This window comes from Pseudomonas sp. B7(2017), from assembly GCF_002112745.1.
GTDB lineage: Bacteria > Pseudomonadota > Gammaproteobacteria > Pseudomonadales > Pseudomonadaceae > Aquipseudomonas > Aquipseudomonas ekonensis.
Window position 1 is genome coordinate 360817 of sequence record NZ_NEIP01000002.1, and the last position, 23048, is coordinate 383864.

General features: G+C 64.0%; 25 protein-coding genes and 2 pseudogenes. 19 read left to right on the forward strand and 8 right to left on the reverse strand.

Annotated features, from left to right (window positions below; translation table 11 throughout):
- The first annotated feature begins 67 nt into the window (after positions 1-67).
- On the forward strand, positions 68-1771 hold the full coding sequence (gene fadD1 / locus CAG29_RS05070; RefSeq protein ID WP_085580573.1) for a long-chain-fatty-acid--CoA ligase FadD1: 1704 nt from the start codon (positions 68-70) through the stop codon (positions 1769-1771).
- 64 nt (positions 1772-1835) lie between these two features.
- Here fadD1 and CAG29_RS05075 read toward each other — a convergent pair whose 3' ends face one another.
- On the reverse strand, positions 1836-2213 hold the full coding sequence (locus tag CAG29_RS05075; RefSeq protein ID WP_085580575.1) for a hypothetical protein: 378 nt from the start codon (positions 2211-2213) through the stop codon (positions 1836-1838).
- 197 nt (positions 2214-2410) lie between these two features.
- Here CAG29_RS05075 and CAG29_RS05080 point away from each other — a divergent pair, with 197 nt between their 5' ends.
- From CAG29_RS05080 to def, 3 genes are all read left to right on the forward strand, one after another.
- Positions 2411-2602: a CsbD family protein gene (locus tag CAG29_RS05080; RefSeq protein WP_085580577.1), complete on the forward strand. Its 192-nt coding sequence runs from the start codon at positions 2411-2413 to the stop codon at positions 2600-2602.
- 174 nt (positions 2603-2776) lie between these two features.
- On the forward strand, positions 2777-3727 hold the full coding sequence (locus CAG29_RS05085) for a YihY/virulence factor BrkB family protein (protein ID WP_085580580.1): 951 nt from the start codon (positions 2777-2779) through the stop codon (positions 3725-3727).
- 2 nt (positions 3728-3729) lie between these two features.
- Positions 3730-4269 (forward strand): peptide deformylase, encoded by a 540-nt coding sequence (gene def / locus CAG29_RS05090; protein WP_085580581.1) that lies wholly within the window; start codon positions 3730-3732, stop codon positions 4267-4269.
- 182 nt (positions 4270-4451) lie between these two features.
- Here def and CAG29_RS05095 read toward each other — a convergent pair whose 3' ends face one another.
- Entirely contained in the window at positions 4452-4871 is a 420-nt protein-coding gene (locus CAG29_RS05095; protein ID WP_085580582.1) for a GNAT family N-acetyltransferase, read from the reverse strand.
- Positions 4872-4991: 120 nt separating this feature from the next.
- Between CAG29_RS05095 and CAG29_RS05100 the strand changes: the two genes are divergently transcribed.
- The 6 genes and pseudogenes from CAG29_RS05100 to CAG29_RS28985 all read left to right on the forward strand — a co-directional run.
- The gene (locus CAG29_RS05100) at positions 4992-5933 is read left to right on the forward strand and encodes a fatty acid desaturase (RefSeq protein WP_085580583.1); all 942 of its coding nucleotides are present in this window, start codon (positions 4992-4994) and stop codon (positions 5931-5933) included.
- Positions 5934-5995: 62 nt separating this feature from the next.
- Entirely contained in the window at positions 5996-6787 is a 792-nt protein-coding gene (locus CAG29_RS05105) for a phosphate/phosphite/phosphonate ABC transporter substrate-binding protein (RefSeq protein WP_085693930.1), read from the forward strand.
- Between the two features lie 126 nt (positions 6788-6913).
- Positions 6914-7462 carry a sigma-70 family RNA polymerase sigma factor gene (locus CAG29_RS05110; RefSeq protein WP_085629577.1) on the forward strand — a complete coding sequence of 183 codons (549 nt, stop codon included), beginning with the start codon at positions 6914-6916 and terminating at the stop codon, positions 7460-7462.
- Entirely contained in the window at positions 7459-8472 is a 1014-nt protein-coding gene (locus CAG29_RS05115; RefSeq protein WP_085693931.1) for an ABC transporter substrate-binding protein, read from the forward strand. Before CAG29_RS05110 ends, CAG29_RS05115 begins: the two co-directional genes overlap by 4 nt.
- Before the next feature lie 686 nt (positions 8473-9158).
- Positions 9159-9824 (forward strand): annotated as a pseudogene (locus CAG29_RS28980) (PAS domain-containing protein); the annotation flags it as partial.
- 117 nt (positions 9825-9941) lie between these two features.
- Positions 9942-10373: pseudogene (locus tag CAG29_RS28985) on the forward strand (methyl-accepting chemotaxis protein); the annotation flags it as partial.
- 130 nt (positions 10374-10503) lie between these two features.
- Here CAG29_RS28985 and CAG29_RS05125 read toward each other — a convergent pair.
- Together CAG29_RS05125 and CAG29_RS05130 are read right to left on the reverse strand one after the other, a co-directional pair.
- Entirely contained in the window at positions 10504-11058 is a 555-nt protein-coding gene (locus tag CAG29_RS05125) for a hypothetical protein (protein ID WP_085693932.1), read from the reverse strand.
- Positions 11059-11210: 152 nt separating this feature from the next.
- Positions 11211-11645, reverse strand: coding sequence for a PACE efflux transporter (locus CAG29_RS05130; RefSeq protein WP_085580595.1), 435 nt, complete (start codon positions 11643-11645; stop codon positions 11211-11213).
- 120 nt (positions 11646-11765) lie between these two features.
- Between CAG29_RS05130 and CAG29_RS05135 the strand changes: the two genes are divergently transcribed.
- Positions 11766-12638: a LysR family transcriptional regulator gene (locus CAG29_RS05135; protein ID WP_085629897.1), complete on the forward strand. Its 873-nt coding sequence runs from the start codon at positions 11766-11768 to the stop codon at positions 12636-12638.
- 103 nt (positions 12639-12741) lie between these two features.
- Here CAG29_RS05135 and CAG29_RS05140 read toward each other — a convergent pair whose 3' ends face one another.
- Positions 12742-13773 (reverse strand): LacI family DNA-binding transcriptional regulator, encoded by a 1032-nt coding sequence (locus CAG29_RS05140; RefSeq protein WP_085629583.1) that lies wholly within the window; start codon positions 13771-13773, stop codon positions 12742-12744.
- Between the two features lie 215 nt (positions 13774-13988).
- Between CAG29_RS05140 and CAG29_RS05145 the strand changes: the two genes are divergently transcribed.
- Both CAG29_RS05145 and CAG29_RS05150 read left to right on the forward strand, forming a co-directional pair.
- Complete coding sequence (locus tag CAG29_RS05145; RefSeq protein WP_085580599.1) at positions 13989-14522, forward strand: gluconokinase; 534 nt, start codon at positions 13989-13991, stop codon at positions 14520-14522.
- Between the two features lie 82 nt (positions 14523-14604).
- Positions 14605-15957: a GntP family permease gene (locus CAG29_RS05150; RefSeq protein WP_085580601.1), complete on the forward strand. Its 1353-nt coding sequence runs from the start codon at positions 14605-14607 to the stop codon at positions 15955-15957.
- A 118-nt stretch (positions 15958-16075) separates the two neighbouring features.
- Here the strand turns inward: CAG29_RS05150 and alaC are convergent, their stop codons facing one another.
- Positions 16076-17293 (reverse strand): alanine transaminase, encoded by a 1218-nt coding sequence (alaC, locus tag CAG29_RS05155; protein WP_085580603.1) that lies wholly within the window; start codon positions 17291-17293, stop codon positions 16076-16078.
- Between the two features lie 139 nt (positions 17294-17432).
- On the opposite strand from alaC, the gene CAG29_RS05160 reads away from it, so the two are divergent.
- The 3 genes from CAG29_RS05160 (at position 17433) to CAG29_RS05170 (ending at position 19465) form a co-directional block, all read left to right on the forward strand.
- Positions 17433-18095, forward strand: a complete 663-nt coding sequence (locus CAG29_RS05160) for a LysE family translocator (RefSeq protein ID WP_085580605.1) — start codon at positions 17433-17435, stop codon at positions 18093-18095.
- A 68-nt stretch (positions 18096-18163) separates the two neighbouring features.
- The gene (locus CAG29_RS05165) at positions 18164-18658 is read left to right on the forward strand and encodes a GyrI-like domain-containing protein (protein WP_085580608.1); all 495 of its coding nucleotides are present in this window, start codon (positions 18164-18166) and stop codon (positions 18656-18658) included.
- A gap of 318 nt (positions 18659-18976) precedes the next feature.
- Positions 18977-19465 carry a GNAT family N-acetyltransferase gene (locus CAG29_RS05170; RefSeq protein WP_085580610.1) on the forward strand — a complete coding sequence of 163 codons (489 nt, stop codon included), beginning with the start codon at positions 18977-18979 and terminating at the stop codon, positions 19463-19465.
- Between the two features lie 205 nt (positions 19466-19670).
- Here the strand turns inward: CAG29_RS05170 and CAG29_RS05175 are convergent, their stop codons facing one another.
- Together CAG29_RS05175 and CAG29_RS05180 are read right to left on the reverse strand one after the other, a co-directional pair.
- Positions 19671-20276: a pyridoxamine 5'-phosphate oxidase family protein gene (locus CAG29_RS05175; RefSeq protein ID WP_085580612.1), complete on the reverse strand. Its 606-nt coding sequence runs from the start codon at positions 20274-20276 to the stop codon at positions 19671-19673.
- Between the two features lie 19 nt (positions 20277-20295).
- Complete coding sequence (locus CAG29_RS05180; protein WP_085580614.1) at positions 20296-20775, reverse strand: GNAT family N-acetyltransferase; 480 nt, start codon at positions 20773-20775, stop codon at positions 20296-20298.
- A 144-nt stretch (positions 20776-20919) separates the two neighbouring features.
- Here CAG29_RS05180 and CAG29_RS05185 point away from each other — a divergent pair, with 144 nt between their 5' ends.
- From CAG29_RS05185 to CAG29_RS05195, 3 genes are all read left to right on the forward strand, one after another.
- Complete coding sequence (locus CAG29_RS05185) at positions 20920-21345, forward strand: nuclear transport factor 2 family protein (protein ID WP_085580616.1); 426 nt, start codon at positions 20920-20922, stop codon at positions 21343-21345.
- Between the two features lie 67 nt (positions 21346-21412).
- Positions 21413-21757 (forward strand): YciI family protein, encoded by a 345-nt coding sequence (locus tag CAG29_RS05190; RefSeq protein ID WP_085580618.1) that lies wholly within the window; start codon positions 21413-21415, stop codon positions 21755-21757.
- A gap of 3 nt (positions 21758-21760) precedes the next feature.
- Entirely contained in the window at positions 21761-22996 is a 1236-nt protein-coding gene (locus CAG29_RS05195; protein ID WP_085580620.1) for an RNA polymerase sigma factor, read from the forward strand.
- The last annotated feature ends 52 nt before the right edge of the window (positions 22997-23048 follow it).

The window sequence follows — 23048 nt, forward strand, 5'->3', positions numbered from 1 at the left end:
AAACACACACCAATAACAATCGCATCGAATGCGGTGTTGAATTCGCGTTGCTGAGGAGTGGGCTTCCATGATCGAAGACTTTTGGAAGGATAAGTACCCCGCTGGAATTGCTGCCGACATCAATCCAGACGAGTACCCGAATATTCAAGCAGTGCTGAAGCAGTCCTGCCAGCGCTTCGCCGACAAACCGGCTTTCAGCAACCTGGGCAAGACGATCACCTACGGTGAACTGTACGAATTGTCCGGTGCCTTTGCCGCGTACCTGCAACAGCATACCGATTTGCAGCCCGGTGATCGAATCGCCGTGCAGCTGCCCAACGTCCTGCAGTACCCGGTGGCCGTCTTCGGTGCCATCCGCGCCGGGCTGATCGTGGTCAACACCAACCCGCTGTACACCGCGCGGGAGATGGAACACCAGTTCAACGACTCCGGCGCCAAGGCCCTGGTGTGCCTGGCGAACATGGCCCACCTGGCCGAGGCCGTGGTGCCCAAGACCGGCGTCAAGCACGTCATCGTCACCGAGGTCGCCGACCTGCTGTCGCCGTTCAAGCGCCTGCTGATCAACAGCGTCATCAAGTACGTGAAGAAGATGGTGCCGGCCTATCACCTGCCCAAGGCCGTCAAGTTCAACGACGTGCTGAGCAAGGGCCAGGGCCAGCCGGTGGCCGAGGCCAGCCCGGCCAGCGGCGACGTGGCCGTGCTGCAGTACACCGGCGGCACCACCGGCGTGGCCAAGGGCGCGATGCTGACCCACCGCAACCTGGTGGCGAACATGCTGCAGTGCAAGGCGCTGATGGGCTCCAACCTCAACGAGGGCTGCGAGATCCTGATCACGCCGCTGCCGCTGTACCACATCTACGCGTTCACCTTCCATTGCATGGCGATGATGCTGATCGGCAACCACAACATCCTGATCAGCAACCCGCGCGACCTGCCGGCGATGGTCAAGGAACTGTCGAAGTGGAAGTTCAGCGGCTTCGTCGGCCTCAACACCCTGTTCGTGGCGCTGTGCAACAACGAAGGCTTCCGCAAGCTGGACTTCTCGGCGCTGAAGGTCACCCTGTCCGGCGGCATGGCCCTGCAACTGGCGGCGGCCGAGCGCTGGAAAGCGGTCACCGGCTGCCCGATCTGCGAAGGCTACGGCATGACCGAAACCAGCCCGGTGGCCACGGTCAACCCGATCCAGAACATCCAGATCGGCACCATCGGCATTCCGGTGCCGTCGACCCTGTGCAAGGTCGTCGACGATGCCGGCGTCGAGCAGCCGATGGGCGAGATCGGCGAGCTGTGCGTCAAGGGCCCGCAAGTGATGAAGGGCTACTGGCAGCGCCAGGAGGCCACCGACGAGATCCTCGACAGCGAAGGCTGGCTCAAGACCGGCGACATCGCGCTGATCCAGCCGGACGGCTACATGCGCATCGTCGACCGCAAGAAAGATATGATCCTGGTCTCGGGCTTCAACGTGTACCCGAACGAGCTGGAAGACGTGCTGGTGACCCTGCCGGGCGTGCTGCAGTGCGCGGCCATCGGCATCCCTGACGAGAAGTCGGGCGAGGCGATCAAGATCTTCATCGTCGCGCGGCCGGGCGTCACCCTGACCAAGGAACAGGTGATGGAGCACATGCGCGCCAACGTCACCGGCTACAAGGTGCCGCGTTCGGTGGAGTTTCGCGATTCGCTGCCGACCACCAACGTCGGCAAGATCCTGCGCCGCGAACTGCGCGACGAAGAGCTCAAGAAGATCAAGGCCAAGAACGCCAGCGCCGCGTAGACAAGAAGCCCCGCAGATGCGGGGCTTTTTTTTGCCGGTGGCCGTGGCGAGGGCGGGTTCTGCCTTACTGGCGGAACCTGGCGAAGTTCACGTTCGTGCCCGCCGGGCGCATGTCCTGCAGGAACGAATCCTTGTCGGCGCTCAGTTCCAGGCTCAGGGCGGCCTTGCGCTTGCCCTGGTTGCGCACCACCAGGCCGTCGAGCTGTTCGCGCAGGAACGCGGTCGGCACCTTAACGTGCAGCAACTCGTCGGTGGCCGGGGTGTGCATCAGCAGGTGGATCCACGGGTATTGGCCGATCGCCAGGCGCGACATCGGGATGTCGAACCACCAGATGTTGCGGTTGCGGTTCAGTTCGGTGAAGTGGCAGTTGTTGACGCCGAGCACGGCTCCGCCCAGTTGCTGGTTGATTCGGGCGATGGCCTGCGGTTTGTCGAGTTTCATGGGAATCCTGCGGGTCGGTCTTGGGCGCGTGGCGCCCGTCAGGTGGCCATTCTCGGGGCAAACCCGGCAAACATAAAGCCCGGCATGCCCGGCGCGACGAATGAAGGCCGCCGAAAATAAATGAAACCTTGGGCGAACGCGGTCAGTCCACCGTTGCGTAATGACATTTCCCCGTCAATGTTCCAAGGAGAATCACCATGGGCAGCACGAGCGATAAAGTGAAAGGCATGGCCAACGAAGCGGTCGGCAACGTCAAGCAAGGCGTCGGCAAGGCCACCGACAACCAGCGTCTGCAGGCTGAAGGCAAGCTGCAGGAAAAGAAAGGCGAAGCCCAGCAAGCGGTCGGCAAAGCCAAGGACGCGATCAAGAAAGGTGTCGACAAGGCGTGACCCGGCCTTGAACGATTCACCCCGGCGGCCATCCAAGGATGGCCGTTTTTTGTGCCGTTCACCTGCGGTCACGGAACACGGTGTTTCAACGGCGCCAAGTAAGCTACCTTGATGAAAGAGCACGGCCCCTGAGTCGCCACGACTTGAACCTGTTTGCGGCGAAAGGAGACGCGAATGATTTTTCCGGACATGAAAGGTCTGCCCCTGCACCGGGTGATGGTGCGCACGGTCACTGAATTCATCGCCGACGAGATGTCGACCTATGCCTCGGCGCTGGCCTACCAGATGCTGTTCTCGCTGTTCCCGTTCATCCTGTTCCTGATCGCCCTGATCGGTTTCCTGCACCTGCCGGACTTCTTTTCCTGGCTGCGCCTGCAATCGGAGCTGGTGCTGCCGCCCCAGGCGTTGGAGCAGGTCAACCCGGTGATCGACCAGTTGCAGCAGTCCAAGGGCGGCTTGCTGTCGGTGGGTATCGTGGTCGCCCTGTACACCGCGTCCGCCGGCGTGCGGCTAATGATGAGCGCGATGAACGCCGCTTACGACGTCGTCGAGGGCCGGCCGATCTGGAAGCGCTTTCCGCTGTCGGTCATCTACACCGTCGGCATCGCCGGGATGCTGCTGGTGGCCGCCGCGCTGATGGTGCTCGGGCCCCAGGTGATGGGCTGGATCGCGTCGCAGGTGGGGCTGGAGGAAGCGGTCGTCACGGTGTGGACGATCGCCCGCTGGCCGGTGATCGTGATCCTGATGATGGTCGCGGTGGCGGTGATCTACTACGTGATGCCCGACGTCAAGCAGGAGTTCCGCTTCATCACCCCCGGCTCGGTGCTGGCGGTGGTGGTCTGGATCGTCGCCTCCCTGGGCTTCGCGTTCTACGTCAAGACGTTCGCCAACTACAACGCGATGTATGGCAGCATCGGCGCGATCATCGTGCTGTTGCTGTACTTCTACATTTCCGCGGCGGTGCTGCTGCTCGGCGCGGAGATGAACGCGGTGATCGAACACATGTCCAGCGAGGGCAAGGATCCGGGCGAGAAAGTCCCCGGCGAGCTCGCCGAACATCCCAAACAACACGTTTCCGGCCTGGGGCGCGACCATTCGCTCAAGCCGAACGCAGACGAAGCCTGACCATGATCCGTGAAATCCTGAAGATGGGCGACGAGCGCCTGCTGCGCATCGCGCCGCCGGTGCCGGCCGAGATGTTCGACACCCCTGAACTGTGGCAATTGATCGACGACATGTTCCAGACCATGGAAAGCGTCGGCGGCGTCGGGCTGGCGGCGCCGCAGATCGGCGTCGACCTGCAGCTGGTGATCTTCGGCTTCGAGCGCAGCGAGCGTTATCCGGACGCCGAAGCGGTGCCGCAGACGATCCTGATCAACCCGCTGATCACGCCGTTGAGCCCGCTGACGGAAGAGGGCTTCGAGGGCTGCCTGTCGGTGCCCGGCCTGCGTGGCGCGGTGGACCGCTATCAACAGATCCGCTACGAAGGCGTCGACCCCAAGGGCCAGCCGATCGTGCGCACGGCGTCGGGCTTCCATGCACGGGTGGTGCAGCATGAGTGCGACCACCTGATCGGCCGGCTGTACCCGTCGCGCATCACCGATTTCAGCAAGTTCGGTTTCACCGAGGTGATGTTCCCCGACCTCGATCCCAACGCCGACGACTGATTCTGGACCTGCAGGCGCCCGCCTGCCGGCGATGGCGGCGCGTCCGTCGAGGAAGAGGTGGCTGACATTGCGCTATCGCCAGCAGGCTGGCTCCCACAGGAGAATCCTGGCCAATCAGCCAATCAGCCAATCAGCCAATCAGCCAATCAGCCAATCAGCCAATCAGTCAATCAGCCCGCCGGTCAGCTCCGACGCGGCTCAAGCCCCATCGCAATCATCGGCTTGCTTCGCGCATAGCGGCTCAGGCGTTCGGCCAGGGCGTAGGGCAGGGCGGTGTCGACGCTGAACCCGTGCCGCTCGTAGAAACCCCGCAAGTCCGGATGGCAGAACAGCCACACCGGTTCATCCACACCGCTCACCGCTTGGGCCATCAGCCGGGCCGCCAGGCCCTGCGCGCGGCAGTCGGGAGCGACGAACAAGCCGGTCAGCCAGTGCCCGCCGGCCACCGGCCGCAGGCACAGCGCGGCGACGATCTCTTCGCGCCGGGCCACCCACAGCTGCGCTTCGCGCACGGCTTTCATCGACGAGCCGTGGGTACGGTAGAACTTGTTCATCAGCGGCCAGGACAGGGCGTCGAGCCGGGCGTACAGGGTGTCGGGCATGGCGGGGCACCGGGCTGGCGAAAGGGGCGGATTATACGGCGCGCATCCCTGAAAAAATAATCTGCAAGATTGGCGAGGGCCGTTGCACAGAAGGAGGTGAATCCTGTGCCGAGCCTTGCCATGACCCACTATTTCGACGATGACCATCGCCAGCAGATCGAAGCCCTGCGCCGACGCTTCACCGCCCGCACCGAATGGCCGACCTGGCTGCTGCTGATCGGCGTTTACGGTGCCTGGTTCGCGGTGGTGCTGGGCAGCGGTCGGCTCGGTCTGTGGTGGAGCACCGCGCTGCTGATCCCGTTGCTGGTGCTGTGGCTGTCGGTGCAGCACGAACTGCTTCACGGCCACCCGACCCGTTGGGTGGCGCTGAACAAGCTGCTGGGCTATGCGCCGTTCGCGGTCTGGTATCCGTACACCCTCTACCGCGACAGTCACCTGCAGCACCATCGCGACGAACACCTGACGACCCCCGGCATCGACCCCGAGAGCCGCTACCTGAGCGCCGAACATTGGCGCGGCAGTTCGCTGCTCGGGCGCAGCCTGCACTGGCTGAACAAGACCGTGCTCGGCCGCTTCATCCTCGGCGCGCCGCTGGCGTTGCTGGCGCTGGCCGGCGAAGAGCTGCAACGCCTCAAGCGCGGCGAGCGGCAGGCCTGGCGCATGTGGCTGACCCACGGCGCCCTGACCGTGCTGATGCTGGTGTTCATCGCCCGTTGCAGCGTACTGCCGGTATGGCATTACCTCTTGCTGATCAGCGTGCCGGCGCTGTCGGTGGCGATGATCCGCTCCTACTACGAACACCGCCCGCACGTGCGACCGGAGCAGCGCACCGTGCTCAACGAGGCGGGATGGCCATGGCGCTGGCTGTTCCTGAACCTCAACTTTCACTTGGTGCACCATGACCTGCCGAAACTGGCGTGGTACGACCTGCCCCAGGCTTACCGGATGCGCCGGGCGCAGTGGGTGGCGCGCAGCGGCGGGTTCGTGGTGCAGGGATACGGGCAGTTGTGGCGCAGGCATGGGCTCAAGCCGATCGACAGCCCTGAGCATCCCTTTCACTGATCCACCGCCATCGCGAGCCGGCTCGCGCCTACACAGGAAACTCGCTGAATGGATGACCGTTCATGACCCGACGCCACGCCGAACTCTTGATGTACACGGCCCCGGAACCGATCCGCGCCGCCAACGAACGCTGGTTGGCGCAGATCCTCGACCACCTGGGCCATAGCCGGCTCAGCGCCGAAGGCCTGTCGCTGCCTGAGCTCTGGCTGTCCCCCGATTTGCTGTTGGCCCAGACCTGCGGCTATCCGTTGGTGACGGCGTTGAACGGCCGGGTGCGCCTCGTCGGACGGCCCCGCTACGAACTGCCCGACAGCGGCGCCGGCCACCATTGCAGCCTGATCCTCGCCCGGGCCGCCGATCCGCGCAGCGCACTGGCGGACTTTCGCGGCAGTCGCGGGGTGATCAACAGCGACGATTCCAACAGCGGCATGAACCTGCTGCGCCAGCGCCTGGCGCCGCTGCAACGTGAGGGAAGGTTCTTCGGATCGGTGGGGCACAGCGGCGGCCACCGCGAGAGCCTGCGCTGGCTGCGCGAGGAGCGCGCGGATCTGGCGGCCATCGACAGCGTGACCTACGCCTACCTGGCGCGACATGCCGCCGTCGAGGTCGAGGGGCTGCGGGTGGTGGAGCGCAGCGAACCGAGCCCCACCTTGCCTTTCATCACCCGGATCGGCGCCACGGACGAACAGGCCGAGAACCTGCGTCAGGCAATGAACCGGGCGCTGAGGGCGTTGCCGGACGTGGCGCAGACCCTCGGCCTGCCGGAAGTGCTGCCGGCCAACGAAAGCGATTACCGGATCCTGCTCGGCTATCGGGACGAGGCGCAGGCGTTGGGTTATGGCCATGTGCAGTAGCGGGTTCATCAATTCAAATCTGGAATATAAAAATTCTTTTTGAGTATTTTTAACGCATAAGGCGCCTTGCTAGGATCGCGCCACCGGACAACCGGACATACCGCGACCCTAACCCAAGGAGCCCACATGTCCGGCGCCGTCCTGTCCCGTCGTCACCCCGTCGAAGGCCTGTTCCGGGCCCATTACCGCTGGCTGTGCGCTCGCCTGCGGCAGCACCTGAGCGACGATGCCGGCGTCGAGGACATCGCTGCCGAAACCTTCGCCCAATTGCTCGAGTCCTCCGGCCCCGACGCGATCCGCGAGCCCCGGGCCATGCTCACCACCATCGCCCGGCGCCTGCTGTACCAGCGTTGGCGGCGGGCCGACCTAGAGCGGCGTCACCTCAATGCCCTGCACCTGTGCGAGCCGCAGGCCTGCGCGTCTCCCGAAGAGCTGGCGCAGCTGTCGCAGGCTCTCGGCTGTCTGGACCGCAGCCTCAAGCGCTTGCCGGGCAAGGTGCGCTCGGCCTTCCTGCTGGCCCGCGTCGATGGCCTCACCTACCCGCAGATCGCCGCCGAACTGGGCATTTCCCAGCGCTCGGTCAGCGACTACATGACCCGTTCCCAAGCCCTGTGCGACCGCCACAGCGCCAACCAACCCCTGATCCGCCCCCTACAGAACAAGAGGTCCGCATGAGATCGACCAAAACACTGCTCGGTGGTTCGCTGCTCGCCCTGAGCCTGACCGTCGGCCACGCCGTGGCCACCGAGAAAACCGCGCCGATCCATTTCGGCGACATCACCTGGGAAAGCGGCAGCTTCATCACCGAAGTGCTGCGCCTGATCGTCGAGAAGGGCTACGGCTACCCGACCGACACGTTGCCGGGCAGCACCGTCAGCCTGGAAGCGGCACTGGCGAAGAACGATATCCAGGTGATCGGCGAAGAGTGGGCCGGGCGCAGTCCGGCGTGGGTCAAGGCGGCCGCCGAAGGCAAGGTGTTCGGCCTGGGCGACACGGTCAAGGGCGCCACCGAAGGTTGGTGGGTGCCGGAATACGTGATCAAGGGCGACCCGGAGCGCGGCATCAAGCCATTGGCGCCGGAGCTGAAGTCGGTGGCGGACCTGCCGCTCTACAAGGACGTGTTCCGCGATCCAGAGGATCCGAACCGCGGGCGTTTCCTCAACAGCCCGACCGGTTGGACGTCGGAGATCGTCAACAGCCAGAAGCTCAAGGCGTACGCGCTGACCGACAGTTTCGTCAACTTCCGCACCGGTTCCGGCGCGGCGCTGGATGCGGAAGTGGCGTCGTCGATCAAGCGCGGCAAGCCGGTGCTGTTCTACTACTGGTCGCCGACGCCTTTGCTGGGCCGCTACAAACTGGTCAAGCTCGACGAGCCGCCGTTCGACGCCAAAGCCTGGAAGACCCTGGCCGACGCGAGCAACCCCAACCCCAAGGGCACCCGTTCGATGCCGGCCAGCCTGGCCATCGGCGTGTCGGCGCCGTTCAAGGCGCAGTACCCGGACCTGGTGGCGTTTTTCGAGAAGGTCGACTTTCCCATCGATCAGCTGAACCGCACCTTGGCGGGCATGAGCGAGAAACGCCAGCCGCCGCGTCAGGTCGCCGAAACGTTCCTGCGCGATCAGCCGCAGGTATGGACACCGTGGGTGCCGGCGCAGGTGGCCAGCAACGTGACGGCGGGCCTTTGAAGTTCACTGACGGGCAAATAGGGTGGGCGCCGGCCTGCTGGCGATGGCTTCCGTCAAAACGCCCCTTGGCCTGATCTATGTTGTCGCTCCGGCAGGTCTGGAGCAGGGGCGACACACTTCACCCGGTTTCCTTCTCCGCGTCCCTTGCGCTGAACCGTTTCTTGTTCATTTCGCCCTCGGTACTGGCCGACTAATGGCCTTGCGCCGGGTATTGCCCTGTCTATGCTCACGTGTAACTAACTATGTCGATCGCAACTCAATGCGATTCGACCGCAAACAGTTAGTGGCTGAACAATAGCTGCCAGAGTGCGCAATTAAAGGCACCGACACTGTACCGACAAGGAGCATCTGTTAAATGGAAGTTCTCGTGCATGTTAGGGTTGGCCCGCGTGCGGGCTATCAAGAGAAGGATGTCTTGATAAGAACGTCGCCAGAGGGACGCTCGGATTAAACATCATTTATCACCTGACAACTTCCTCCCGTGGAGGAAGGCGTGTGCCTGTTCTGTGGAACGTAGTGGTGGATCTTGAAAGACCTGAACTTTCATCAAATCAAAAGACCGCGCGGAAGGTGACAGAAACATGTTCAACCTACATCACAAGGCTGACCTGCAGGAAATCGAACGTTTCAGTTGTGCCCTGACCGAAGCCAACGCCAAGTTGGCGGCCATCAGCGGGTCGATGGCCATGATCGAATTCACCCCCGAAGGCATCGTGCTGGATGCCAACGAAAACTTCTGCCGGACCATGGGCTACGGTGCCGACGAGGTGCGCGGCAAGCATCACCGGATCTTTTGCGAGGAAGCGTTCTACCGCAGCGAAGAGTACGCGAAGCTGTGGCGCGACCTGGCCCGTGGGGAGCCGATCAGCGGTACGTTCCTGCGCTTGCACAAGAGCGGTCGGGAAATCTGGCTCGAAGCCAGTTACATGCCGGTGTACGGCCCGGACAAACAAGTGCGCAGCGTGATCAAAGTGGCGTCGGACATTACCGACCGCGTCAACAAGGAGCACGAAGAGGAAAACATGCTCGCGGCGATCGGCCGATCCATGGCGGTGATCGAGTTCACGCCCGAAGGCAATGTCATCACCGCCAACGAGAACTTCCTCAAGACCATGCAGTATTCGCTCAATGAGATCATCGGCCACCACCACAGCCTGTTCTGTCACCGGGCCGAGGCCGAGTCGGCGCAGTACAAGGCGTTCTGGGCGTCGCTCAACCGCGGCGAATATCACTCGCACCGTTTCGAGCGCAAGAACAAGTCCGGGCAGACGGTGTACCTCGAAGCCTCCTACAACCCGCTGTTCGACGCCAAGGGACGGTTGTACAAAGTGGTGAAGTTCGCCAGCGACATCACCCACCAGATGAACACGTTGCAGACCGCTGCGGAGTCGGCCCACAGCACTTCGGTGCAAAACGACGCCTGCGCGCAAAAGGGTTCGCAGGTCGTGCAGCAGACCGTGCAGATCATTCAGGACATTTCCCGCGACCTCAACGAGGCGGCGCTGAGCATCGATGCGGTGAGCAAGCAGTCGGACATCATCGGCACCATCGTCCAGACCATCCGCGGCATCGCCGACCAGACCAACCTCTTGGCGCTCAACGCGGCCATCGAGGCGGCGCGGGCGGGGGAGCACGGGCGCGGGTTCGCGGTGGTGGCGGACGAGGTGCGCAGCCTGGCGGCGCGGACCAGTCAGGCGACCCTGGAAATCGTCGAAGTGGTGCGCAAGAACCATGACCTGTCGTTGAGCGCGGTGTCGAGCATGCAGTCGAGCCTGAGCCGCACGGGGCTGGGGGTGGAGCTGGCGAACGAGGCGGGGGATGCGATCCGCGAGATCCAGCAGGGGTCGCGGCATGTGGTGGATGCGATCAGCCAGTTCAATGAGACGTTGCAGTTGAACTGACGCCTTCGCCGGCCGGCTCGCGCATTGTCTTGCGGCGGCCGCGAATTCGGCGTTCACCCACGATCCCTGTGGGAGCCGGCCTGCTGGCGTTGGCTCCCACGGGTTTTCCTTTACGACCGATTCAAGGTGCTCAGAGCGAGGCGAGGAACTTGTCCGCCATCTTGTCGCTGTCCTTGATGTCGTTGACGTTCTCTTTGTCCGATTGCGCCAGTTTCATCTTGTCCTGCAGGCGCTGGGCGATTTCCTTGGCCACGGCCAGTTGCTTCTCCGGCGGCATGTTTTTGATGTCGTCCTCGGTCAGGCCCATTTCCTGCAGGATGCTGTCGCGCAGGCGCTGCTCCGGCGACTTGCTCATGTAGTCCTTGAACTCTTCGGTGGCGGTCTTGGCGCCGGTCTTGGCGTTGGAGGCGTCGGTGGTCTGCAGGCCGACGCGGGTCTTGGCGAAGGCTTCGTCGACGTTGTCGCTGATGCGCGCGGCCTCGCTGACTTGCTGGGTGGCGACCTGGGTCGCCGAGTCCTGCACCTTGGCGGTGGTTTCGGCATTCTGCGCCTGAGCCTGGGCTTGCAGGGTCTGCAGCATCGGGGCGAGGCCGCCTTGCAGACCGGCGGCCGCAGTGGTGGTGGCATCGTCATTCAAATGCTTGGGCAGATGGATGATTTGCTGTTGTTTGGCACTGACCAACATGATGGATTGACCTGTAGGTAATGACTGTCGGGTTAACTTCAGCAATTACCGTGCCTTCTTTTAAATTCAATATTTTCAATGGGTTGAGTGCGGCTGCAGCCTTCTGGGCGGTCAGCCTTTGCCGGTCGGCGGCAGTGGCTGACCGTTGCCCCTCACGCCACCGGATCCGGCAACGCCGAGGCCGGCAGGCCGAACACCCGGTCGAACAGCCAGTTGAAGGCAAACGTGTAGCAGGGGATGAACACGATCAGCGCCAGATCCAGCAGGAAAGCCTGCACCAGGCTGATGTCCATCCACCAGGCGATCAGCGGAATCAGGAACACGATCAGCGTCAGCTGGAAACCCACGGCATGGGCGATGCGCCGTTTGACCGTGCGCGTGCGGGACGTCTGCAGGCTTTCCCAGCGCTCGAAGAGCGAGGTGTAGATGAAGTTCCAGGTCACGGCGATGGTGGTGATGATTACCGCCAACGGCCCGGTGCTGCCGGGGGAGGTGCCGGACAATAGCGCCAGGCCGAGGGCGGAGAAGGTCATACCGATCACTTCGTAGAGCGACACGTAGACCAGTTTGCGTTTGACGCCTTGCATGGGGATTGCCTCTTTCTTGCGACTGACGGCCAGCGGGGCTGGCCAAGTCGGCGAAAGATAGCTTCAATGTTAGTGACAGAAAAAGTCAGAAGCTTTCAGGTTTATTGATAGGTGATGGGTTTGAATTTCAGCAGCGACAGCATCGAACTGTTCCTGGCGGTGATCGAGCGCGGCTCGTTTTCCGCCGCCGCCCGGGCCTTGGGCAAGGTGCCGTCGGCGGTGAGCATGGGCATCGGCAACCTGGAGGCTGAACTTGGCTATCCGCTGTTCGACCGCCGTCACCGCGAGCCGCAGCCCACGGCGATGGCCCTGTCGCTGGTGCCCCACGCACGGCTGATCGCCGAACAGCTCAAGCAGTTGCAGGTGCACGCGGTGCAGTTGTCGTTGGGGCTGGAGAGCAGGCTGTCGATCGGCGTGGCGGCGGACATCGACCGGCGCCGGCTGATGGCGGCGATCAAGGTGCTCGCCGGACGCCATCCGCTGCTGGACGTCGAAGTGCTGACCGCCCCGCAGGATGATGTGCTGGCGATGCTGCACAGCGGTCGGGTCAGTGTGTGCCTGGCGTTCGCCGGGCTGAGCATGAACGTGCTCGAGCGGTTTCAGTTCGTCGGCAGCGAACGGATGATCGCCACCCTGGCGGCGGACAGTCCGCTGTGGCAAGGGCAGGACCTGTTTCTGGAGGATCTGGTGCACGTGCGGCAGATCGTCGTCGCCAGCCGCGACCTGCCGGTCAGCGACACCCGCCCGCTGGTGGCCGAGTCCCACTGGCGCACCGACAGCCTGGCCACGGCCCTGGAGATGGTCGAGGCGGGGTTGGGCTGGGGCAACTTCCCGTTGTCGGTGGTGCAGCCGTGGCTCGATGCGGGGCGGCTCAAGCGGCTGAACTTTCGCAACATCGAAAACGGCCTGGTGCTGCCGGTGCATGCGGTGTGGCTCAAGCGCCAGCCCTTGCAGAAGGGGGCGCTGGCGTTGGTCGAGTTGTTGGGCTCCTGAGCCCGGCGGATTGCCCCTGTAGGAGCGAGCCTGCCCGCGATGGCGATCGGTCAGTGACCGATGCCGCGCTGACGCGCCGCTATCGCGAGCAGGCTTTTCGCGGTCAGGTGCTTTCGCGGACCTTCAGTTCGAAGCCCATGTCTTCCACCGGCCGGGCGACGCTGTTGCCGGCCATCAGGGTCAGCATCTGTTCTGCCGCGCGCCGGCCGATCGCCTCGCGCGGGGTGCTGATGCTGCTCAGGCGCGGCACCATGTGTTCCGAGGCGGGCAGGTCGTTGAAGCCCAGGATCGCCACCTGTTCGGGCACCTTGATCCCGTGCCGCAGGGCTTCGAGCAGGGCGCCCTGAGCCAGGTCGTCGTTGCCGAAGAAGATCGCGTCGACGTCCGGGTGCGTCGCCAAGAGTTGCAGGAACAGCTCGCCCCCCAGGCCCACGGACGAGGCGCGCGGGGTCAGTACCTCCAGGTCCGGGTCGTACAGGCCGGCCTGCTGCACGGCGCGGCGGAAGCCTTCGCCGCGCAGCAGGGTGCGCTGGTCGAGCTGCGCGCCGATGTAAGCCAGGCGCTTGCGCCCGCGGGACAACAGGTGCTCGGCGGCGGTCTCGCCGGCGCTGAGCTGGGAGAAACCGACGCAGTTCACCCCGGCGGCGCTGTCCAGTTCCATCATGTAGACGCAGGGGATGTTGCTGGCCTCGATCATCCGCCGCGAGCTTTCGGTGCGGTCGAAGCCGGTCAGCAGCAGGCCGCGCGGCTGGTAGGCCATGTAGTTGCGCAGCAGTTTCTCTTCTTCGTCGCGGGAGTAGTGGAAGTTGCCGATCAGCACTTCGAAGCCCTTGGGCGTCAGCACCCGATGAATGGCTTCCAGGGTGTCGATGAACAGCAAGTTGGACAAGGAAGGCACCAGCACCACCACCGAATGGCTCTGGGCCGAGGCCAGGGCACGGGCGGCGGGGTTGACCACGTAGTTGAGGTCGAGGGCGGCTTTCTGCACCTTTTCCACCAGTTCGGTGGCGACGGTGCTGACCCCGCGCAACGCGCGCGATGCGGTGATCGGGCTGACCCCGGCCAGGCGGGCGACTTCATTGAGGGTGGGACGGCCGGTGGTGCGGGTGTTTTTATCGTTCTTGGGGGTGGTCATCGGGCGGCTTGCCAAACAAAAATCAAGGCACTAAGGTAGCGCTGTCCTTTTGCAGCTGCAAATGCGTGAGCGAGGCTTGCCTGATCCTCGCTCTTTGGCGTGGGGCATCAACCTGCTGCAACCCAAAAAAACGACAAGAAGGCGTCGGCAATGTCTGCCTGTGCACTAGAGTCATAGCTAGCAAAGGTAGCGCTGTCTGCGCGCTGAGGTGTTACATGAATCATCCCATCACCGCCCTGGTCATCATGGGCGTTGCCGGTTGCGGCAAGACGTGCGTCAGTCAGGCCCTGTGCCAGTTGAGCGGCGCCACTGCCATTGAAGGCGATACTTTCCATCCGGCCGCGAACATCGACAAGATGAGCGCGGGGATCCCCCTGAACGATGAAGACCGCGCCGGCTGGCTCGACAGCCTGTGCGAAGAGCTGCGCCGCGTCGACGCATTGGGCGAGCGCCCGGTGCTGACCTGCTCGGCCCTCAAGCATGCCTACCGCGAACGCTTGCGCAGCGCCTTGCCGGGCCTGGGCTTCGTGTTCCTCGAACTGACCCCCGAAGTGGCCGCCGACCGCGTGTCCCACCGGCCGGGCCACTTCATGCCGGCCACGCTGATCGAAAGCCAGTTCGCCACGCTCGAATCGCCCAAGGGCGAACCGCTGACCCTGGCGCTCGACGCCTCGGTGCACAGCGTCGACGAGCTGGCCGCCCAGGCCCACCAATGGTGGCTGGCCAACGGTCTGAAACAGGCGGTATGACTGTGTTCGAAGAGATAGCGCTGTCCTCCCGACTTCTGATCAACCCGCTTTAATAACAACAACAAACCAGGAGACACCCCCTATGTTTGGCATGTCCCACGACGCCTACCTGCTGCTCGATGCAGTGGTCACGGTGATCGGGCTTATCGTCCTGATCACCAAGTTCAAGATCCACCCCTTCATCGCCCTGACCATCGCCGCCGCGTTCCTCGGCCTGACTTCCGGCATGCCCATCGGCACCATCATCAAGGCGTTCCAGGACGGCTTCGGCGGCGTGCTCGGTTTCGTCGGCATCATCCTGGCGCTGGGCACCATGCTCGGCAAGATGATGGCCGAATCCGGCGGCGCGGACCAGATCGCCCAGACCCTGATCCGCGCCTTCGGCAAGGAGCGGGTGCAGTGGGCGATGATGTTCGCCGCGTTCCTGGTGGGCATTCCGCTGTTCTTCGAGATCGGCTTCGTGCTGCTGATCCCGCTGGTGTTCATCGTCGCCCGGCGCACCGGCGTGTCGATCATCAAGATCGGCATCCCGCTGCTGGCCGGCCTGTCCGCCGTGCACGGCCTGGTGCCGCCGCACCCGGGCCCGCTGCTGGCCATCGGCGTGTTCGGCGCCGACATCGGCAAGACCATCCTGTACGGCCTGATCGTCGCGCTGCCGACCGCCATCATCGCCGGCCCGATCTTCGGTACGTTCATCGCCAAGCACATTCCGGGTCACCCGAATCAGGAGCTGGTGGACCAACTGGCCCGCGAGACCGATTCGACCGACCTGCCGAGTTTCGGCATCACCTTGCTCACCGTGCTGCTGCCGGTGTTCCTGATGCTGCTCAAGACCTTCGCCGACGTGGCGCTGCCGGACGGCCATTTCTTCCGCACCTGGATGGACATGATCGGCCACCCGATCTCGGCCTTGCTGCTGGCGCTGCTGCTGTCGCTGTACACCTTCGGCTACAAGCAGGGCATCGGCTCGAACCAGATGCTCAAGTGGCTCGACGCGAGCCTGGCGCCGACCGCCGCGATCATCCTGATCATCGGCGCCGGCGGCGGCTTCAAGCAGATGCTGGTGACCAGCGGCGTGGGCGACGTGATCGGCCACATGGCGGTCAGCGCGCAGATCTCGCCGATCCTGCTGGCTTGGCTGGTGGCGGCGGTGATCCGCATCGCGACAGGTTCGGCCACCGTGGCGACCATCACCGGCGCCGGCATCGTGGTGCCGGTGGTGGGGATGATCCCGGGCGTGAACCGTGAGCTGCTGGTGCTGGCCACCGGCGCCGGTTCCCTGATCCTGTCCCACGTCAACGACGCCGGTTTCTGGCTGGTCAAGCAGTACTTCAACATGACCGTAGCGGAAACCTTCAAGACCTGGACGGCGATGGAAACCATCCTGTCGGTGGTCGGCCTGGGCTTCATCCTGCTGCTGTCGCTGTTCGTGTAAACGATCCGGCAGGCACAAAAAAACCGCAGCGATGCGGTTTTTTTGTGCCTGAAGCCATGGGACAGGGATCTTTCGCGGCGGGGGAGCAAGCGCCCTCGCCACATTGAGTGCCGCCAGATCAGGCGCCGGTCTTCGGGGCCAGCCCGTCCGCCCGGAACATCCCGCGGATCCCGCGCACGGCCTGGCGGATCCGGTCCTGGTTCTCGATCAGGGCGAAGCGTACGTGGTCGTCGCCGTACTCACCGAAACCGACGCCCGGCGACACGCAGACCTTGGCCTCGGCCAGCAGTTTCTTGGCGAACTCCAGCGAACCCAGGTGCGCGTAGGCCTCGGGGATCTTCGCCCAGACGTACATCGAAGCCTTCGGGTTCTCGACCATCCAGCCCAGTTCGTGCAGGCCCTTGACCAGCACGTTGCGCCGCTGGCGGTACTGCTCGGCGATGTCGCGCACGCATTGCTGGTCGCCTTCCAGCGCCGCGATGGCCGCCACCTGCAGCGGGGTGAAGGTGCCGTAGTCGTGGTAGCTCTTGATCCGCGCCAGGGCGCTGACCAGTTCCGGGTTGCCGACCATGAAGCCGATGCGCCAGCCGGCCATGTTGTAGCTCTTGGACAGGGTGAAGAACTCCACCGCGATGTCCTTGGCGCCGGGCACCTGCATGATCGACGGGGCCTTCCAGCCGTCGTAGACGATGTCGGCGTAGGCCAGGTCGTGCACCACCAGCACGTCGTACTGCTTGGCGAGGGCGATCACCCGTTCGAAGAAGTCCAGTTCCACGCACTGGGCGGTGGGGTTGGACGGGAAGCCGAGGATCATCATCTTCGGTTTCGGGATCGAGCCGCGGATGGCCCGCTCAAGCTCGGCGAAGAAGTCCACGCCGGGCACCAGCGGCACCGAGCGCACCTGGGCGCCGGCGATCACGGCACCGTAGATGTGGATCGGGTAGCTCGGGTTGGGCACCAGCACCGTGTCGCCCTGGTCCAGGGTCGCCAGCATCAGGTGCGCCAGGCCTTCCTTGGAACCGATGGTGACGATGGCTTCGCTTTCCGGATCGATGTCGACCTCGTAGCGTTCCTTGTACCAGTTGGAGATCGCCCGGCGCAGGCGCGGAATGCCCTTGGACGTCGAGTAGCCGTGGGTGTCTTCGCGCTGGGCGACGGTGACGAGTTTCTCGACGATGTGCGGCGGCGTGGCGCCGTCGGGGTTGCCCATGCTCAGGTCGATGATGTCTTCGCCACGGCGGCGGGCGGCCATCTTCAGCTCGGCGGTGATGTTGAAGACGTAAGGGGGGAGTCGATCGATGCGCGCAAAGCGGCGCGGCGAACCTTGTTCAGCCATTGTTGCCTCGGATAACGTAAGCGCCCGGAACCGTCCGAGCGACGCTGGTCACTGCGGTGACCTGTGGCGGAAGATAAGGGCAGCGGTGGCAGACTGTCCAGCGTGCACGACAACAATTTTTTCCCAAGGAAAACGGTCAATGGAATTCACCAGCGGCTTCTTGCTGAGCCTTTCGCTGTGCCTGGATATCGGCGTGGCCAACATCGCGATGATCACCCTGGCGATGCAGCGCGGCTATTTTCAAGGCTTCGCGCTGGGCCTCGGCACTTGCGTCGGCGATTTGGTCTACGCGGTGCTGGCGCTGGCGGGGATGACCGTGCTGCTGCAGTACGAAACCGTGCGCTGGACGCTGTGGATCGGTGGCTCCGCGCTGTTGGTCTACTTCGCGGCGAAGATGATTTATTCGGCGATCCATCACGAAGCGCTGCTGGCCGAGACGGCGCAGGTGAGCCAGAACTCCCACCGCAAGGAATTCTTTCGCGGGATCTTTCTCGCCATGTCGTCGCCCAGCGCCATCCTCTGGTTCGCGGCGGTGGGCGGCACGTTGATCGCCCGCTCCGGTGGCGGCGGCCCTTTGAGCTCGGCGCTGTTCCTCGGCGGTTTCCTGTGCGCCGGGCTGTTGTGGTCGGCGGGGCTGTGCTTCGCCGCGAGCCATGGCGGCAAGCTGCTGGGTGACAAGCTGTTGCGCTACTCCTACCTGGCATCTGCAGCGATCTTCTGCTATTTCGCGGTCTACGTGATCGTATCCGGCTATAACGAATTCGTCGGTTCCGGCGCCGCCGAGGCCCTGCATTCGCTCTGAATGTGCGAATCGGGTTTGGCTTCTATACTCCCAGCCGAACCCACTTTTTTCGTTCAAGGAGTCGAGTCATGGATGAGCAGAAACGCGTCGAAGTGGCTGAACCTCGCTTCGAACATGGACACTTCCTGCTGATTGCAGGTTTTCGCGATCGCTTCACCAAAGAGACTGTTCAAGACATCCCCGCGCTATGGGAAAAACTGATTCCGCACATCGGAAACATTCCGGGGCAGAAGGGCGAAGTCACCTACGGCGTCTGCAGCAATTTCGACGGCAACGGCGGTTTCGATTACATGGCCGGGGTCGAAATCCGCAAGCTGGATGACTTCCCGCAGGAAAAGTATCCCTGGATCGAAATCCTTCCGCGCCAGTACGCGGTGTTCGAACACAAGGGTTCGCTGGATCTGTTGCCGCAGACCATTGACTACATCTACAACACCTGGCTGCCGGCGTCCGAGTACAAAGGGCTCAACGCCCCGGAGCTGGAACGCTACAGCGCCGATTTCAATCCGAAGCTCAAGACCGGCAAGCTGGAAATCTGCGTCCCGGTCGAAAAGAAGACCTGATCGGCCATCGGCAGCGCGAATCCGATTCGCGCTGCCGGTCGAGCCTTACTTGCCCTTGATCCGTCGTGCCCGCCACAGGTCGATGCCCAGGGTGACGAAGCCGAAGAAGCTGATGCCCAACACCATCAACAAACCGATTTCCACGCTGCTCATAAACGGTTCCCCCCCTCGGGTGATCAGAGACAGGCGTCAGGAATAGACCGTCCCGAATCCGAAGAAAAGCGCTTTTACGCAGGCTTTACTGCGCCCATGCGGATCGATATGAACACCTTATTCCTTTATTCTTGGCGGCCCTGTCTTCACTGATTCCGAGCCGCCATGAACCCCGTCATCCGCCACGTCACTGCTGCCGACCTGGATCGCTGCTACGCCATCGAAACCCTCGCCTACGAAGGCGATGAGGCCGCCACCCGCGAGAAGATCGCCACGCGCATCGCCACCTGGCCGGACGGTTTCATCGTCGCCGAGGTGGACGGCGTCGTGGCCGGGTTCGTCAACTCCGGTGCGGCGTTCGAGGTGCAGATGTCGGACGAGGCCTTCAAGGAACTGATCGGCCACGACCCGGCCGGCCCCAATGTGGTGATCATGTCGGTGGTGGTGCACCCGGACTATCAGGGGCAAGGCCTGGCCAAGCTGCTGATGACCGCCTTCATCGAGCGCATGCGCGGCCTGGGCAAGGCGACGATCCATCTGATGTGCAAAGAGCGGCACATCCCGCTGTACGCCGGGTTCGGTTTTGCCTACATCAAACCGTCCGAGTCCGACCACGGCGGGATGGCGTGGCATGAGATGATCCTGACGCTCTGAGAGCGGTGTTGGCTGACAGGCCGCTATCGCGGGCAAGCCCGCTCCCACAGGATTTCTTTGTGGGAGTGACGATGCGTTGATGCCATCGCCAGCAGGCTGGCTCCCACATTGGATCGGGGTGATCGCAGACTCTGCATCCGGCCGAGTCCCCTGTGGGAGCGGGCTTGCCCGCGATGGCGTCATTGAAGACACCGCATGACTTCGCTCAGTACAGCGTGCTCTGCACCCGCGCCGGCGCTTCCCGGTCGTAGGCTTCGGCGTCGAACTGGCCATCGTTCAGGCGCTTGTGGAAAGCCCCCGCACTGGGCAGCGCCGAGCGCGGCAGGTGGGTGTCCGGGTTCCACGCATCCGAGCGCACGAACGCTTTGGCGCAATGGAAAAACGCCGCCTCCACCGTCACCAGCAGGACCGTGCGCGCCGGCTTGCCGTTGACCGCGAAGCTGGCCAGCAGGTCGGGATCGGCGCTGATGGCGGCCGTGCCGTTGACCCGCAACGTCTCGCCGATGCCGGGAATGATGAACAGCAGCGACACCCGCGGGTCGTGCAGCACGTTGCGCAGCGTATCGATGCGGTTGTTGCCCGGCCGGTCCGGCAGGGCCAGGGTGCGCTCGTCGAGGATCCGCACAAAGCCTGCGGTGTCGCCGCGCGGTGAACTGTCGAGGCCGTCGGCGCCCACGGAGCTGACGATCACCAGCGGCGAGAGCCGCACCATCGCCTGGTAGTCCTCGTTGAGAAAGCCAATCTGCTTGCGCACCGCACGTTCGTGAGGCAGGCCGTAAAGGGCTTCCAGGGCTTCAATCGAATCGATCATCGTGCATCCCTCCACGGTTTCAGAACACCAGGCCCATGCGCCGTTCGTAGCCGACCCGGCCCAGGATCGCCTGACCGCTGTCGACGAAACCGTGCCGGGCATACAGCGCGATGGCCGCATCGTTGTCGGCGTCCACCGCCAGTTGCAGGCCCTTGATCTGCGGCCAGGCCTGGCGCGCGGCCTCGGGCAGCGCTCGCAGGCAGGCCTTGCCGTAGCCACGGCCCTGGGCGCGGTGGTCGACCTGAAGCGCATGCAGGGTGGCGCTGTGCTCGTCGGCCCATTCCGGCATCGCCGGCGGGCGCTTGAGCAGCAGGAAGGCGACGGGCACGTCGTCGTCCAGCAGGGCAAAGCCCTTCACGCCGGCATTCGTGCGCAGGGTCTGCAGGGCGGTGTGGATGTCGCCGGAAAACTTGATCTGCCCGGGGTGGATTTCGATCGTCTCGATCTGCTGACGCTGGGCGGCATTCAGGCTGTCGTACGGCACGAGTTTGGCTGACACGGGAATTTCCTTTTTCCTACGAAGTTGAGCAACGGATTCTACCGAGCACGGTGAGGGCGAAACATTTAATTTTCGTGCCTTGTCGATCCGGCGGATCGCCGTACGACTAAGGGTGTCTTCCAACAACAATCACGGAGAACACCCATGAACGCACAAGCGCAGATCCAGACCCTGATCGACACCTACCGCCAAGCCGTCATGTCCAAGGACGTGGACAAGGTCATGGCCCTCTACGCCGACGACATCGTCTCCTTCGACGCGATCAAGGCCCTGCAATTCAAGGGCAAGGCCGCCTACCGGGCGCATTGGATCGCCTGCATGGAAATGTGCCCCGGCCCGCACATCTTCGAGTTCCACGAAGTCGCCATCGAGACGGCGGACACAATCGCCTTCGCCCATTGGGTGGCCAATTGCGGCGGCACCAACGACAAGGGCGAAACCCAGAGCTGCTGGATGCGGGTCACCGCGTGCTACCGGCAGGAGGGCGGCGCATGGAAGATCGTCCACGAGCACTGGTCGGCCCCGTTCGATCCGATGAGCGGCGCGACCTTGTTCGACGTGCAGCCGTAAGCGGCGCACGGTTCGCCAAAGCGCCGATCTGCGGCCATAGTTGATCCGTCCGGTTCAGGAGTGAGCGATGAAATACCTATGCCTGGTGTACAGCGACGAGCGCTTGCTGCACTCGTCGCCCGACAGCCCCGAAGACGCCGAATGCTGGGCGTATGCCGAGTCGATCCAGGGCAGCGGCCGGATGGTCGCCGCCGAGGCGCTGGAGTCGGTGCAGACCGCCACCACGGTGCGCATGCGCAACGGCAAGGTGTCGGTCACCGACGGCCCGTTCGCCGAAACCAAGGAACAGTTGGCCGGCTTCTACCTGATCGACGCCCGGGATCTCAACGAAGCCATTCAGGTCGCCGGCCACATTCCGGCGGCCCGGGTCGGTTGCGTCGAGGTGCGCCCGGTTCGTCAGCTGAACGTCTGACCCATGGCGGACGCAGAGGTCAAGGCGCGGGTCGAGCAGGTCTACCGCGAAGACTCGCGGCGGATCCTGGCGACGCTGATCCGTCTGCTGGGGGATTTCGACCTCGCCGAAGAAGCCTTGCACGAGGCGTTCTTCGTCGCGGTCGAGCGCTGGCAGCGCGACGGCGTGCCGGACAATCCGCGCACCTGGCTGGTGTCCGCCGGGCGCTTCAAGGCCATCGACGTGTTGCGCCGCCGTGCGCGGTTCAAGGCGTCGCGGCCCTGGCTGCTGGCCCAGGTGGAAGAACTGGAACAGGCCCAGTGGAGCGACGATGACGTGGAAGACGACCGCCTGCGGCTGATGTTCACCTGTTGCCACCCGGCCCTGGCGGCGGATGCGCAGGTGCCGCTGACGCTGCGGGAAGTCTGCGACCTCACCACCGAAGAGATCGCCCGGGCGTTCCTCTGCGCGCCGGCGACGATCGCCCAGCGCATCGTACGCGCCAAGGCCAAGATCCGTGACGCGAAGATTCCCTATCAGGTGCCGAGCCTGAGTGAGTTGCCCGAGCGGCTGGACAGCGTGCTGCGGGTGATTTACCTGGTGTTCAACGAAGGCTATTCGGCCTCCGACGGCGCGCAGGTCGTGCGCGAAGACCTGACGCGCGAAGCGATCCGCCTCGGCCGGCTGCTGATGGAGCTGTTGCCGGAGCCGGAGGTCATGGGCCTGTTGGCGCTGATGCTGCTGCATGAGTCGCGGCGGGCGGCGCGGACGTCGCCTGAAGGCGAGCTGATTTTGCTGGAGAACCAGGATCGTACGCGCTGGGATGCGCAATTGATCGCCGAGGGCGGCGCGCTGGTCGAGCGGGCGCTGACCACCCGGCGGTTCGGGCCGTACTGCCTGCAAGCGGCGATTGCGGCGGTGCATGCCGAGGCGCCGACGGCGGACGAGACCGACTGGGCGCAGATCGTCGGCCTGTACGACGTGCTGCTGCGGGTGACGCCGTCGCCGGTGATCGAGCTGAACCGGGCGGTGGCGGTGGCCAAGCGCGACGGGGCGCTGGCCGGGCTGACGCTGATCGAAGGGATCCTGGAGCGCGGCGAGCTGCAGGATTACCACCTGGCGCATTCGGCGCGGGCGGAATTCTGCCGGCAGTTGGGGCGGACCGACGAGGCGCGGACGGCGTATGCCCGGGCACTGGAACTGACCCGGCAGGCGCCGGAGCGGCGGTTCATCGAGGGGCGGTTGCGCGAGTTGGGTTGAGCCTTGTGTACCGGTGCCGGCCTCATCGCCAGCAGGCTGGCTCCCACAAGAT

Excerpts from the sequence above, each read along its gene's own strand:
- fadD1 (WP_085580573.1), top strand. The coding sequence starts at position 68 with ATGATCGAAGACTTTTGGAAGGATAAGTACCCCGCTGGAATTGCTGCC.
- CAG29_RS05075 (WP_085580575.1), bottom strand. The coding sequence starts at position 2,213 with ATGAAACTCGACAAACCGCAGGCCATCGCCCGAATCAACCAGCAACTG.
- CAG29_RS05080 (WP_085580577.1), top strand. The coding sequence starts at position 2,411 with ATGGGCAGCACGAGCGATAAAGTGAAAGGCATGGCCAACGAAGCGGTC.
- CAG29_RS05085 (WP_085580580.1), top strand. The coding sequence starts at position 2,777 with ATGATTTTTCCGGACATGAAAGGTCTGCCCCTGCACCGGGTGATGGTG.
- def (WP_085580581.1), top strand. The coding sequence starts at position 3,730 with ATGATCCGTGAAATCCTGAAGATGGGCGACGAGCGCCTGCTGCGCATC.
- CAG29_RS05095 (WP_085580582.1), bottom strand. The coding sequence starts at position 4,871 with ATGCCCGACACCCTGTACGCCCGGCTCGACGCCCTGTCCTGGCCGCTG.
- CAG29_RS05100 (WP_085580583.1), top strand. The coding sequence starts at position 4,992 with ATGACCCACTATTTCGACGATGACCATCGCCAGCAGATCGAAGCCCTG.
- CAG29_RS05105 (WP_085693930.1), top strand. The coding sequence starts at position 5,996 with ATGACCCGACGCCACGCCGAACTCTTGATGTACACGGCCCCGGAACCG.
- CAG29_RS05110 (WP_085629577.1), top strand. The coding sequence starts at position 6,914 with ATGTCCGGCGCCGTCCTGTCCCGTCGTCACCCCGTCGAAGGCCTGTTC.
- CAG29_RS05115 (WP_085693931.1), top strand. The coding sequence starts at position 7,459 with ATGAGATCGACCAAAACACTGCTCGGTGGTTCGCTGCTCGCCCTGAGC.
- CAG29_RS05125 (WP_085693932.1), bottom strand. The coding sequence starts at position 11,058 with ATGTTGGTCAGTGCCAAACAACAGCAAATCATCCATCTGCCCAAGCAT.
- CAG29_RS05130 (WP_085580595.1), bottom strand. The coding sequence starts at position 11,645 with ATGCAAGGCGTCAAACGCAAACTGGTCTACGTGTCGCTCTACGAAGTG.
- CAG29_RS05140 (WP_085629583.1), bottom strand. The coding sequence starts at position 13,773 with ATGACCACCCCCAAGAACGATAAAAACACCCGCACCACCGGCCGTCCC.
- CAG29_RS05145 (WP_085580599.1), top strand. The coding sequence starts at position 13,989 with ATGAATCATCCCATCACCGCCCTGGTCATCATGGGCGTTGCCGGTTGC.
- CAG29_RS05150 (WP_085580601.1), top strand. The coding sequence starts at position 14,605 with ATGTTTGGCATGTCCCACGACGCCTACCTGCTGCTCGATGCAGTGGTC.
- alaC (WP_085580603.1), bottom strand. The coding sequence starts at position 17,293 with ATGGCTGAACAAGGTTCGCCGCGCCGCTTTGCGCGCATCGATCGACTC.
- CAG29_RS05160 (WP_085580605.1), top strand. The coding sequence starts at position 17,433 with ATGGAATTCACCAGCGGCTTCTTGCTGAGCCTTTCGCTGTGCCTGGAT.
- CAG29_RS05165 (WP_085580608.1), top strand. The coding sequence starts at position 18,164 with ATGGATGAGCAGAAACGCGTCGAAGTGGCTGAACCTCGCTTCGAACAT.
- CAG29_RS05170 (WP_085580610.1), top strand. The coding sequence starts at position 18,977 with ATGAACCCCGTCATCCGCCACGTCACTGCTGCCGACCTGGATCGCTGC.
- CAG29_RS05175 (WP_085580612.1), bottom strand. The coding sequence starts at position 20,276 with ATGATCGATTCGATTGAAGCCCTGGAAGCCCTTTACGGCCTGCCTCAC.
- CAG29_RS05185 (WP_085580616.1), top strand. The coding sequence starts at position 20,920 with ATGAACGCACAAGCGCAGATCCAGACCCTGATCGACACCTACCGCCAA.
- CAG29_RS05190 (WP_085580618.1), top strand. The coding sequence starts at position 21,413 with ATGAAATACCTATGCCTGGTGTACAGCGACGAGCGCTTGCTGCACTCG.
- CAG29_RS05195 (WP_085580620.1), top strand. The coding sequence starts at position 21,761 with ATGGCGGACGCAGAGGTCAAGGCGCGGGTCGAGCAGGTCTACCGCGAA.